The sequence below is a fragment of the Streptomyces sp. NPDC036815 genome (assembly GCF_055609205.1).
The window spans coordinates 429,914-442,526 of record NZ_JBVJPW010000001.1; the positions used below are offsets into that span (position 1 = coordinate 429,914).

The window sequence follows — 12,613 nt, forward strand, 5'->3', positions numbered from 1 at the left end:
GGCTGCCTAGGGTGGACGTCGTGACAGAGGCAGCGCACACCGCATATCTCCGGTTCCCGCACATCCACGGCGAGTTGACCACCTTCACGGCCGAGGACGACGTCTGGGTCGCGCCCCTCGACGGGGGGCGCGCCTGGCGGGTCAGCGCCGACAACATGCCCGTCAACCACCCACGGATATCCCCCGACGGCACGACCGTCGCCTGGACCTCCACCCGCGACGGAGCCCCCGAGGTGCACGTCGCGCCCCTGGACGGCGGGGCCTCCAAGCGCCTCACCTACTGGGGGAGCGGGCGGACCGCGGTGCGCGGCTGGACCCCGGACGGCCGGGTCCTCGCGGTCAGCACCGTGGGACAGGCCTCGCTGCGCCGCTCCTGGGCGCGGGCCGTGCCGCTCGACGGCGGACCCGCGGCCACCCTGCCGTACGGCATCGTCGGCGACGTCGCGCACGGGCCCGACGGGCAGGTCCTCCTGCTCTCCGCCCCGATGGGCCGCGAGGCCGCCTGGTGGAAGCGGTACCGGGGCGGCACCGCGGGGAAGCTGTGGATCAGCGGGCCCGACGGGGACGGGGCGGCCCCCTTCGTACGGGTCCACGAGGAGCTCGACGGGAACATCGAGTACCCGCTCTGGGTGGACGGCCGCATCGCCTTCCTCTCCGACCATGAGGGGGTGGGCGCCCTCTACTCCTCCCTGCCCGACGGCTCCGACCTGCGCAGGCACACCCCGGTCGACGGGTTCTACGCGCGCCACGCCGCCACCGACGGCACCCGCGTCGTCTACGCCTCGGCCGGTGAACTCTGGCTCCTGGACGACCTGTCGGAGGCCGAACCGCGCCGCCTGGACGTCCGTCTCGGCGGCCAGCGCACCGATCTGCAGCCGCACCCCGTCTCCGCGGCCCGCTGGTTCGGCGCCGCCGCCCCCGACCACACCGGACGCGGCAGCGCCGTCTCCGTGCGCGGCTCCGTGCACTGGGTCACGCACCGCGAAGGGCCCGCCCGCGCGCTCGCCGCCGAGCACGGGGTGCGCGCCCGGCTGCCCCGCACCTTCCGCGTGGAGGGCGAGGAACACGTCGTGTGGGTCACGGACGCGGAGGGCGACGAGGCGCTCGAATTCGCCCCGGCCACCGGCCCCGCGCCCGGCGCCACGCCCCGCCGCCTGGCCGCGGGACAGCTCGGCCGGGTCCTCGCGCTCGCCATGTCCCCCGACGGCTCCCGCGCCGCCGTCGCCTCGCACGACGGCCGGGTCCTGCTCGTCGAGCGGGAGAGCGGCGAGGTCCGCGAGGTCGACCGCAGCGACGACGGCGACGCCACCGGGCTCGTCTTCTCGCCCGACTCCGCGTGGCTCGCCTGGTCGCACCCCGGGCCCCGGCCGCTGCGCCAGCTCAAGCTCGCCAACACCGCCGACCTGTCGGTGTCCGAGGCGACCCCGCTGCGCTTCCGCGACTACGCGCCCGCGTTCACCCTCGACGGCAAGCACCTCGCCTTCCTCTCCGCGCGCTCCTTCGACCCGGTCTACGACGCGCACGTCTTCGACCTCGCCTTCGTCGGCGGCTCACGGCCGTACCTGATCACGCTCGCGGCGACCACGCCCTCGCCCTTCGGCCCGCAGCGGCACGGCAGGCCCTTCGAGGCGCAGGACGGCGCGGGCGCCGAGACGCCCGACAGCGAGGGCGCGCCCGTCACCCGCATCGACTTCGACGGACTCGCCGACCGCATCGTCCCCTTCCCCGTCGAGGCGGCCCGCTACAGCACGCTGCGCGCCGCCAAGGACGGCCTGCTCTGGCTGCGCCACCCGGTGCGCGGCGTGCTCGGCGCCTCCCGGGCCACGCCGCACGACCCCGACCCGAAGACCGAGCTGGAGCGGTACGACTTCGCCCAGCACCGCGTCGAGGAACTGGCCGCGGACGCCGACCACTTCGCGGTCACCGGCGACGGCAAGCGGGTCCTGCTGTGGACCGACGGCAAGCTGAAGGTCGTCCCCGGCGACCGGCGCGCCTCCGGCGACGAGGACAGCGACTCGAACATCACCGTCGACCTCTCCCGGGTCCGGCTCACCGTCGACCCGGCCGCCGAGTGGCGCCAGATGTACGACGAGACGGGCCGCCTCATGCGGGACAACTTCTGGCGGCCCGACATGGGCGGCGTCGACTGGGACGCCGTCCTGGAGCGCTACCGCCCCGTCCTCGCCCGCGTCGCCACCCACGACGACCTCGTCGACCTGCTGTGGGAGGTGCACGGCGAGCTCGGCACCTCGCACGCCTACGTCGTCCCCGGCGGCCCGCACACCGCACACCGGCAGGGGCTGCTCGGCGCGGACCTCTCGCGCGGCACGGACGGCCTGTGGCGCATCGACCGGATCCTGCCCTCGGAGACCTCCGACCCGTCCGCGCGCTCGCCGCTCGCCGCGCCCGGCGTCGCGGTCCGCCCCGGCGACGCGATCGTCGAGGTGGGCGGCAGGGCCGTCGATCCGGTCGCGGGGCCCGGGCCGCTGCTCGTGGGCACCGCGGACAAGCCCGTCGAGCTGACGATCTCGCCCGTAGGCGGCGGGGACGCGCGGCACGCCGTGGTGATCCCCGTCGACGACGAGGAGCCGCTGCGCTACCACGCCTGGGTCGCCGACCGGCGGGCGTACGTCCACGAGCGCTCGGGCGGCCGCCTCGGCTACCTCCACGTGCCCGACATGCAGGCGCCCGGCTGGGCGCAGATCCACCGCGACCTGCGCATCGAGGTGGCCCGCGAGGGGCTGGTCGTGGACGTCAGGGAGAACCGCGGCGGGCACACCTCGCAGCTCGTCGTGGAGAAGCTGGCGCGCCGCGTCGTCGGCTGGGACCTGCCCCGCGGCTCGCGCCCCCTCAGCTACCCCGCGGACGCGCCGCGCGGCCCCGTCGTCGCCGTCGCCAACGAGTTCTCCGGCTCCGACGGCGACATCGTCAACGCCGCGATCAGAGCGCTCGGCATCGGGCCCGTGGTGGGCACGCGCACGTGGGGCGGCGTCGTCGGCATCGACAGCCGTTTCCATCTGGTCGACGGGACGCTGGTGACGCAGCCGAAGTACGCGTTCTGGCTGGAGGGCGAGGAGTGGCGCGTCGAGAACCACGGCGTCGATCCCGACGTGGAGGTCGTGACCACCCCGGACGACTACGCGGCGGGCCGCGACCCGCAGTTGGACGAGGCGATCCGCCTCGCCCTCGCCGCGCTCGCCGAGCACCCGGCGAAGGCGGCGCCGGACCTGCCGGGCACGCGGTGACCTTCTCCCGGCCCGTCGGACCGGGGCCGATAGCATGCCGAACGTACTGATCATTCCGTTCTAGGAGGCGGCCCATGGCGGGCGAAGCGCAAAGCGACTGCCTGTTCTGCAAGATCGTCGCGGGGGAGGTGCCGGCGACCGTCGTGCGCGAGAGCGAGACGACCGTGGCCTTCCGCGACATCAACCCGCAGGCGCCGACCCACGTCCTGGTGATCCCCAAGGTCCACCACCCGGACGCCGCGTCGCTGGCCGCCGCCGAGCCGCGGATCGCCGCCGACGTGCTGCGCGAGGCGGGCGAGGTCGCGGCCCAGGAGGGCGCGGACAGCTACCGCATCGTCTTCAACACGGGCTCCGGCGCGGGCCAGACCGTCTTCCACGCGCACGCGCACGTCCTGGGCGGCCGCGGCCTCCAGTGGCCTCCCGGATAGCGGAGCCGACCCCTCTTGTCCGTACGAGAACTGGTGGTGCTCGGCACCGCGAGCCAGGTCCCCACCCGGCACCGCAACCACAACGGCTATGTCCTGCTCTGGGACGGCCAGGGCATCATGTTCGACCCCGGCGAGGGCACCCAGCGGCAGCTGCTGCGCGCCGGGGTCGCCGCCCACGACCTGCACCGGATCTGCGTCACGCACTTCCACGGCGACCACAGCCTGGGCCTCGCCGGGGTGATCCAGCGCATCAACCTCGACCGGGTCCCGCACCCCGTCACCGCCCACTACCCGGCGTCCGGCGAGCACTTCTTCGAGCGCCTGCGGTACGCGACGGCCTACCGCGAGACCGTGCGCCTCACGCAGGCGCCGGTCGCCGCGGACGGGCCCCTCGCCGTCACCTCCTCGTACACGCTCGACGCGATGAAGCTCTCCCATCCGGTGGAGTCCTACGGCTACCGCGTCACCGAGCCCGACGGGCGCCGGATGCTGCCCCGCCTGCTCGCCGAACACGGAATCGCGGGCCCCGACGTCGGGCGGCTCCAGAAGGAGGGCAGCCTCGGCGGCGTCACCCTCGACGAGGTCAGCGAGGTGCGGCGCGGGCAGCGGTTCGCCTTCGTGATGGACACCCGGCTCTGCGACGGCGTGCACGCGCTCGCCGAGGGCTGCGACATGCTCGTCATCGAGTCGACCTTCCTCGACGAGGACGAGCGACTCGCCACCGACCACGGCCACTTGACCGCCGGGCAGGCCGCCCGCGTGGCGACCGCGGCGGGCGTGCGCCACCTCGTGCTCACCCACTTCAGCCAGCGCTACCCCGACCCGTCCGCCTACGAGCGGCAGGCGCGCGCCGCCGGTTACGACGGTGAACTCACCATCGCCCGCGACCTGACCCGCGTCCCCCTGCCCAAGCGGACCTGAACCACCCTCCCCCCCGAACTGAGCGAGACCGCACCATGCCGATCCCCAAGGCCGAACTCCACCTCCACATCGAAGGCACCCTCGAACCCGAGCTCGCCTTCGCGCTCGCCGAGCGCAACGGCGTCGAACTGCCCTACGCCGACACCGAAGAGCTCCGCAAGGCCTACCTCTTCGACGACCTCCAGACCTTCCTGAACCTGTACTACCGCCTGATGGCCGTGCTGCGCACCGAGGCCGACTTCGAGGAGCTCGCGGACGCCTACCTCGCCCGCGCCGCCGCACAGGGAGTGCGGCACGCGGAGATCTTCTTCGACCCGCAGGCGCACACGGCGCGCGGCATCCCCATCGGCACCGTCGTCGAGGGCCTCTGCCGCGCGCTCGACCGCAGCGAGGAGCGGCACGGCATCTCCACGCGGCTCATCATGTGCTTCCTGCGCGACCAGTCCGCCGACTCCGCCCTCGAAACCCTGACGGCCGCCGAGCCCCACCTGCACCGGATCATCGGCATCGGCCTCGACTCCGCCGAGGTCGGCCACCCGCCGGCCAAGTTCCGGAAGGTGTACGAGGCGGCCGCCGCCCGCGGCCTGCGGCTCGTCGCCCACGCGGGCGAGGAGGGCCCGCCCGCGTACATCACGGAGGCCCTGGACGTCCTGCGCGTCGAGCGCATCGACCACGGGCTGCGCTGCATGGAGGACCCGCAGCTGGTGGAGCGCCTGGTCCGCGACCGCGTGCCGCTCACGCTCTGCCCGCTCTCCAACGTCCGGCTGCGCGCCATCGACGTACTGGAGGAGCACCCGCTGGCGCGGATGCTGGACGCCGGTCTGATGTGCACGGTCAACTCCGACGACCCGGCCTACTTCGGCGGGTACGTCGACGACACCTTCCACGCGGTGCGCGAAGCTCTCGGGCTCGACCAGGAGCGGCTGCGCACGCTCGCGCGGAACTCCTTCGAGGCGTCCTTCCTGGACCGGGACGAAGCGGACGAGGCGCTGCGGGCGCGCTACCTCGCCGAGGTCGAGGCTTATTCGTTCGACTGACGGGCGGCGGCGGGATACCGTCCCGCCCATGGACACCATCGCGCAGATCTACGGCTGACACGGCCCTCTGGCCCCCGCCCGCCCTTCCTGGGCCGCGGCGGTGGGCCGTCGTGTCCCCACCCGTAGCTTTCCGTACGCGAAGGAACACCCATGTCATCCCGACGTCCCTCCCGTCGCCGCGCCCATATCGCCATGATCGGCGTCCCGATGGTCAGCCACGTGCTGCCCACCCTCGAGGTCATCCGTGAACTGGTGGCGCGCGGCCACCGCGTGACGTACGCCAACGACCCGGCCACCGCCGGGCTGATCGAACCCACGGGCGCCGAACTCGTCCCGTACGACTCGACGCTCCCGTTCCGCGACAACATCTGGCCCGACGACCCGATCGAGGCCGGCTCGCTCTTCCTCGATGACGCGATGGCGGTGCTGCCGCGGCTCCACGATGCGTACGACGACGACCCCGCCGACCTGTACCTGTACGACATCGGCGCGTACGTCGCCCGGGCGCTCGCCGAGGCGCAGGGCCGGCCGCTCGTCCAGCTGTCGCCCACCTTCGTCGCCTGGGGCAGCTACCAGGAGGACGTCGGCGCGGTCCTCGCCCAGCTGCCGGGCGCCGACGCGCTGGAGGCCCGGTTCAAGGAGTGGCTCGCCGGGTGCGGGGCCACCACGCTGGACGTCGGGGAGTTCTCCGGCGTGCCGCCGCGGGCCGTCGCCACCGTCCCGCGGGCCATGCAGCCGCACGCCGACACGGTCGACGCCGATCGGATCGACTTCGTCGGGCCCTGCCTCGGCGAGCGCGCGCGGCGGGAGAGCTGGACGCGGCCCGAGGGCGCCGAGAAGGTGCTCCTGGTCTCGCTCGGCTCGGCGTACACCGTGCAGCCGGAGTTCTACCGGCAGTGCGTGGCCGCCTTCGGGGACCTGCCCGGCTGGCACGTCGTGCTGCAGATCGGCAAGCACGTGGATCCCGCGGAGCTGGGCGCCGCCATCCCGGCGAACGTCGAAGTCCGCTCCTGGGCGCCGCAGTTGGCGGTCCTTCAGCAGGCCGACGCGTTCGTCACCCATGCGGGCATGGGGAGCAGTTCCGAGGGGCTCTTCTGCGGTGTCCCGATGATCGCGGTGCCGCAGGGGGCGGAGCAGCCGATGAACGCGGACCGGCTCGTGGAACTGGGGGTCGCGCGCCGCGTCGACACGGGGGCCGCGACGGCGGCTGTGCTGCGGGACGCGCTGCTCGCGCTGACCTCTGACCCCGAAGTCGCGCGCAGGTCGGCCGAGTTGAAGGCGGAGGTCCGTGCGGAGGGCGGGGCCTCCAGGGCCGCGGATCTGATCGAGGCCGAGCTTTAGCGCTCCGCTGGGTGGGGCGGTGTGCGGTGCGCGGTGTGTGGTGTGCTGGCCGCGGGTTCGTTGTGGCTGGTCGCGCCGTTCCCCGCGCCCCCTGCGGAGTTCCCCGCGCCCCTTTCGCGGTTCCCCGAGCCCCTTTTCAGGGCTCGGGGAACGCGCCATTGACGGTGCGTGGTTCGCGTATCTAGTCTCCGTTCTCATGTATGGACAGCGTTCCGGCAGTCTTGTCATCGCGGAAGTTCGGCTCACGCCCGTCCTCGTCGCCGATCCGCCGCTGCTCAACACCCAGGGCGTTCACCAGCCCTACACGCCCCGGCTGATCATCGAGGTGGTCACCGCAGGTGGGGTGACCGGCATAGGGGAGACGTACGGGGACTCGAAGTATCTGGAGCTCGCCCGGCCGTTCGCCGGGCGGCTCGTCGGGCACGAGGTGTCCGATCTGAACGGGCTGTTCACACTTGCGGACGAGGTGGCCGTCGACGCCGCACGGATCGACGACTCCGTGGACGTCGGCGGCCTGCGCGGCGTGCAGACCGCCGACAAGCTGCGGCTCTCCGTCGTCTCCGGGTTCGAGGTCGCCTGCCTCGACGCGCTCGGCACGTCCCTCGGGCTGCCCGTGCACGCGCTGCTCGGCGGCAAGGTGCGCGACGCCGTCGAGTACAGCGCGTACCTCTTCTACAAGTGGGCGGACCACCCCGACGGGGTCGCGAGCGAGCCGGACGCGGGATGGGGCGCCGCGCTCGACCCGGCCGGGATCGTCGCCCAGGCCCGGCTCTTCGCCGAGCGGTACGGCTTCTCCTCCTTCAAGCTCAAGGGCGGCGTCTTCCCGCCGGAGCAGGAGATCGCCGCGATCCGCGCCCTGGCCGAGGCCTTCCCCGGGCGGCCGCTGCGGCTCGACCCCAACGGCGCCTGGTCCGTGCGGACGTCGCTGAAGGTCGCCGCCGAGCTCGGCGACGTCCTCGAATATCTGGAGGACCCGGCGCTCGGCACCCCGGCGATGGCGGCGGTCGCCGCGGGCACGCCCCTGCCGCTCGCCACCAACATGTGCGTGACCACCTTCGAGGAGATACCGGAGGCCTTCGCGAAGGGGGCCGTGCAGGTGGTGCTCTGCGACCACCACTACTGGGGCGGGCTGCGGCGCACTCGTGAACTGGCCACGCTCTGCCGGACGTTCGGGGTGAGCGTCTCGATGCACTCCAACACGCACCTGGGCATCAGTCTGGCCGCCATGACGCACGTGGCGGCGACCGTGCCCGGGCTCGACCACGCCTGCGACTCGCACTACCCGTGGCAGACCGAGGACGTGCTGACCTCGCGGCCGCGGTTCGTGGACGGCAGGGTCGCCGTCACCGACGCGCCCGGCCTCGGCGTGCAGCTCGACCGGGCGGCGCTCGCGACGCTGCACGCGCGCTGGCTCGACGCGGACTTCCGCGCGCTGCGGGAGCGGGACGACGCGGCGGCGATGCGGGTGGCCCACCCCGCGTGGGAGACCCCGTCCGTGCCGCGCTGGTAGGGCCCGTCCGTTACGTTGCCTGCATGGTCGTACCCGTAAAGCCCACCATCGACCCGCTGAAGGCGGCCCGCAGAGCCGGTGATCCGGACTGCGACGTCTACCTCACCGGCACGGTCTTCCTCGACATCATCTTCACCGGCCTCGACTCCGCGCCCGTGCGCGGGACCGAGTCCTGGGCGCGCGGCATGGGGTCGAGCCCCGGCGGCGTCGCCAACATGGCGACCGCGCTCGCCCGCCTCGGCCTGCACACCTCGCTCGCCGCGGCCTTCGGGGACGACCACTACGGGGAGTACTGCTGGGACGCCCTCGAACAGGGCGAGGGCATCGACCTCACACCGTCACGGACCGTCCCCGGCTGGCACTCGCCGGTGACGGTCTCCATGGCGTACGAGGGCGAACGCACCATGGTCAGCCACGGCCACGAACCCCCGCCGGACGCCGCGGCACCGGACGGGGGCGCCCCTTCCTGCCCGCCCCGGGCCCGCGCCGCCGTCGCCTCGCTGACGCCCGGCACCCGCGCCCCGTGGATCGCGCAGGCCGCCCGCAGCGGCACGCGGATCTTCGCCGACGTCGGCTGGGACGACACGGGCCGGTGGGACCTGGCCGGGCTCGCCGACCTGGCGCACTGCGAGGCGTTCCTGCCGAACGCGGAGGAGGCGATGCGCTACACGCGCACCTCGTGCCCGCGCGCCGCGGCCCGCGCCCTCACCGAGCACGTGCCGCTGGCCGTGGTGACGCTGGGCTCGGAGGGCGCGTACGCGGTGGACGGCCGCACCGGCGAGACCGCCGAGGTCCCGGCCATCGCGGTCGAGGCGCTGGACCCCACGGGGGCGGGCGACGTCTTCGTCGCGGGCTTCGTCACCGGCACGCTGGCGGAGTGGCCCCTCGCGGACCGCCTCGCCTTCGCGGGACTGACGGCGGCGCTCTCCGTCCAGGAGTTCGGCGGCTCCCTGTCGGCGCCCGGCTGGGCGGAGGTGGGGGCCTGGTGGCGCCGGGTGCGGGAGGTCGACGCCCAGAATCCGGTGGCGCTGCGGAGGTACGCGTTCCTGGAGGGCCTGCTGCCCGCGGCGGCCCGTCCGTGGCCGCTGCGCAGGGCGGTGCCGACCATCGGCTTCCGGTCGGCGTAGGAGGTCATCAGCGGTTCTACCTGCTGGTTTCGTCGGTTAAGGTGCACGATGCACCATTAGCGAACACCGTGAGGGGCAAGGCGGACGTGCCTCCCGTGAACGTCATGATCGTCGACGACGACACGCTGCTGCGGCACGGACTGCAGCGCATCCTCGAAACCGCCGACGACATCCGCGTCAGCGCGGTGTGCGACGGTCACGAGGCCGTGGAGCAGGCCGTACGCCACCGGCCCGATGTCGTCCTCGTCGACATCCACATGCCGGGCGTCGACGGCCTCACGGTGCTCGCCGGGCTGCGCGCCCTCGACGACGCCCCGGTCGTGGCGATGCTCACCGGCTTCGGTACCGACGACAACGTCGCCAGGGCGCTCGCCGCCGGGGCCACCGGCTTCTTCCTCAAGGACGCCGCCGTCCGTGAACTGATCCCCGGCATACGGCTGCTCGCGGCCGGTGGCGGCGCCATGTCCGCCCGCGTCACCCGCTCCGCCGCGCTGCGGACCCGCTCCGCCGCCCGGCCGTCCGAGCCGTCCTCCGCGCCGCCCGGCGAGGCACTCACGGACCGCGAGCGGGACGTGTTCGCCCTGCTCCCCACCGGGATGACCAACGCGGAGATAGCCGAGCGGCTCTCGCTGAGCCGCTCCACGGTCAAGGACCACGTGAGCGCCGTCCTCGGCAAGCTCGGCGCCGCCAACCGCATCCAGGCCGCCGTCCTCGCCCACTCGGTGGCCACGGCTCGGCGGGACGAGGGGTGAGGCGCCGCCCGCCGGCCGTGGTCGTCGACGCGGGGATCATCGGTACGGCCGCCGCCGAGTTCTGGACGGTCCGCGACCTGGTCGGCCCGCTGACGGCCGTCTCCTACGCCGTGGCCGTGGCGGCCCTCGCCTTCCGCAGGCGCTGGCCCACGGCCACCGTCCTCGCCACAGTGCCGGCCGCGCTCAGCGGCTACCTGTGGCTCGCCCCGATGACCGCCCTCTATGGGGTCGCCGTCATGGTTCCCGGCCGGCTCGTGGTCTACGTCTGCGCGGCCCTGATGTTCGTCGCCGCGGCCGCGCCGAAGTCCGTCGCCGAGGCGCGGAGCAGGACCACGGACCAGTGGGCGGCCGCCCTGCTCGGGCCGGGGCTGTTCAGCGCGGGACCGACGGCCCTGGGGCGGCTCACCCGTACGCGCAGGGAACTGGTCCTGCGGATCGGGGAGTTGGACGCGAGCCGCGCGCAGGAACGTCGGCTCGAGGCGGAGCGGGCCGTGGCGAGGGAGCGGGCCCGGCTGGCGCGCGAGATCCACGACGGCGTCTCCCATCAGGTCAGCCTGATCACCGTGGAGGCGGGCGTGCTCGCCCTCGAAGCCGGTGACCTCCGGACGCGGCGCAGCGGCGAGCGCATCGGCGAGCTGGGCGCGAGGACCCTCGACGAGCTCAGGGACATGCTGGGCGTGCTGCGGGGCGTCGGGGAGTCCGAAAGGCTGCTGGGGTTCGCCGAGTTGCCGGCGCTCGTGGCGGCCGGCGGGCGGGCCGTGCGCGCCGGGCTCAGGCTGCCGGAAGAGCTGCCGGACGCGGCGGCCGAGGCGCAGCACGCGGTGTACCGGACCGTGCAGGAGGCGCTGACCAATGCCGCCAAGCACGCTCCCGGCAGCGCGGTCGACGTCGTCGTCTCCGCCCGGCCGGAGCGAGGCGTGCTGCGCGTGGAAGTGGTCAACGGGCCCCCGCCGGAGACGGCCGGGCGGCCCGCCCCGGCCGGCCCCGGCCCCTCGGGGCACGGTCTCACCGGCGTGCGCGAGCGCGCGCGGCTGCTCGGCGGGACGGCGAGCGCGGCACGCACCGGCGAGGGCGGGTTCGCCGTGCGCGCGGTCCTGCCCCTCTTCCCCCGGCCCTCCGCGGAGTGACCCCCGCCGGACGGCGGGGGTGGCGCCCGGACTCTCCTCCTGGGGAATGAGGCGCCCATTCTTTTCGGGGTGCGAAGATTTCCCTGTTCCGGCGCCCTTCCGCGACAATTTCGGAACTGTCGAAACTTCGCGGAATTCCGGGCGCCGGGAAATGGAAGAAGACATCGGGGGATGAGGGCACGTCGTGTCCGACCAAGTTTCCACGCCTCGTCGGGCGCCGACGTGCCCTCCCCCCGCTTTACGCGAGTACGGAGTTTACGTGAACCGCAAGCACATTCGCATCGCGGCGGCGTCCGCCATGGCCGCCGTCGCCCTCGGTGTCGCGGCACCCGCGGCGACCGCCGCCACCGCCGAGCGCACGCCCCAGGGCAACGCCCGTACGGCCGCCCAGCAGGCCGAGGTCCAGACCGCGTTCCGGGCACTGCTGAGCGCCCCGGAGATGCAGGGGTTCGTCGCCGGCCTGACCGCCGAGGAGCGCGCCGAGTTCCAGAAGCTCGCCGACGGCGACGTGCAGCAGGCGCCCAACTGGGGTGCCATCTGGAAGGGGCTCCAGAAGATCGGCGGCTTCGCCAAGGCCGTCGCGGGCAAGTACGCCGATTTCAAGAAGTGGGTGGACAACCAGAACTGGTTCGTCCGTAACGCGATCAAGCTGGTGACGCCCGGCCTGAGCCTTTACGACATCTGGTGGCACTTCAACCACTGATGCCCGCTGAATAGACGAACGCGACAGGGGGGAGGGCCCGGGGTCCACGGCGATCCCGGGCCCGTTCACGGAAAGGCCCCGACCATGACGGAACCGATGAATGCCCCTGCCGGAGAGCGGACCGGCGAGGCCGGCTGGCTCATCCCGCTGGCCCTGCTCGTGCCGGTCGTCCTCGTCCGCCACCTCACCGGCCTGACCACGCCCTGGCTGATCGGCGCGTGGGCGGTCTGGGCCCTGGCGGCCCTGCTCACCGTGGCCGAATGGGTCACCGTGGCCCGCCGCGGGGCGCGGGACAGGCGTGGCTGGACGGCCTGTCTGCTCGTGCATGTCGCTCTGGTGTGGCAGGCGGTCGCCCTGGCCTGAAGGGGCGCCGGACGGGGAACATCCGGCGGGCTGCTGTGGTTGCCGTCGCCGGGTGCGGC

At 73.7% G+C, this 12,613-nt stretch carries 11 protein-coding genes; all 11 read left to right on the plus strand.

The genetic code is table 11. From position 1 onward, the window contains the following. The first annotated feature begins 20 nt into the window (after window positions 1–20). Window positions 21–3,245, plus strand: a complete 3,225-nt coding sequence (locus ACZ69I_RS01880; protein WP_470830048.1) for a S41 family peptidase — start codon at window positions 21–23, stop codon at window positions 3,243–3,245. 74 nt (window positions 3,246–3,319) lie between these two features. Next, complete coding sequence (locus ACZ69I_RS01885; RefSeq protein WP_470830049.1) at window positions 3,320–3,673, plus strand: histidine triad nucleotide-binding protein; 354 nt, start codon at window positions 3,320–3,322, stop codon at window positions 3,671–3,673. Between the two features lie 15 nt (window positions 3,674–3,688). After that, window positions 3,689–4,594 carry a ribonuclease Z gene (locus tag ACZ69I_RS01890; RefSeq protein WP_470830050.1) on the plus strand — a complete coding sequence of 302 codons (906 nt, stop codon included), beginning with the start codon at window positions 3,689–3,691 and terminating at the stop codon, window positions 4,592–4,594. Window positions 4,595–4,629: 35 nt separating this feature from the next. After that, the gene (locus tag ACZ69I_RS01895) at window positions 4,630–5,631 is read left to right on the plus strand and encodes an adenosine deaminase (RefSeq protein WP_467669061.1); all 1,002 of its coding nucleotides are present in this window, start codon (window positions 4,630–4,632) and stop codon (window positions 5,629–5,631) included. A 150-nt stretch (window positions 5,632–5,781) separates the two neighbouring features. Beyond that, a complete protein-coding gene (locus ACZ69I_RS01900; protein WP_470830053.1) occupies window positions 5,782–6,972 on the plus strand; it encodes a macrolide family glycosyltransferase in 1,191 nt (396 codons plus the stop codon). 196 nt (window positions 6,973–7,168) lie between these two features. Beyond that, complete coding sequence (locus ACZ69I_RS01905; RefSeq protein ID WP_470830055.1) at window positions 7,169–8,482, plus strand: glucarate dehydratase family protein; 1,314 nt, start codon at window positions 7,169–7,171, stop codon at window positions 8,480–8,482. Window positions 8,483–8,505: 23 nt separating this feature from the next. Continuing rightward, complete coding sequence (locus ACZ69I_RS01910) at window positions 8,506–9,609, plus strand: carbohydrate kinase family protein (protein WP_470830056.1); 1,104 nt, start codon at window positions 8,506–8,508, stop codon at window positions 9,607–9,609. An 86-nt stretch (window positions 9,610–9,695) separates the two neighbouring features. After that, window positions 9,696–10,361, plus strand: a complete 666-nt coding sequence (locus tag ACZ69I_RS01915; RefSeq protein ID WP_470830058.1) for a response regulator — start codon at window positions 9,696–9,698, stop codon at window positions 10,359–10,361. Further along, a complete protein-coding gene (locus tag ACZ69I_RS01920; protein ID WP_470830060.1) occupies window positions 10,358–11,488 on the plus strand; it encodes a sensor histidine kinase in 1,131 nt (376 codons plus the stop codon). The genes ACZ69I_RS01915 and ACZ69I_RS01920 overlap by 4 nt, the downstream gene beginning before the upstream one ends. 259 nt (window positions 11,489–11,747) lie before the next feature. Further along, window positions 11,748–12,191 carry a hypothetical protein gene (locus tag ACZ69I_RS01925; protein WP_470830062.1) on the plus strand — a complete coding sequence of 148 codons (444 nt, stop codon included), beginning with the start codon at window positions 11,748–11,750 and terminating at the stop codon, window positions 12,189–12,191. Between the two features lie 84 nt (window positions 12,192–12,275). Beyond that, window positions 12,276–12,554, plus strand: a complete 279-nt coding sequence (locus tag ACZ69I_RS01930) for a hypothetical protein (RefSeq protein WP_470830063.1) — start codon at window positions 12,276–12,278, stop codon at window positions 12,552–12,554. Window positions 12,555–12,613 lie beyond the last annotated feature (59 nt).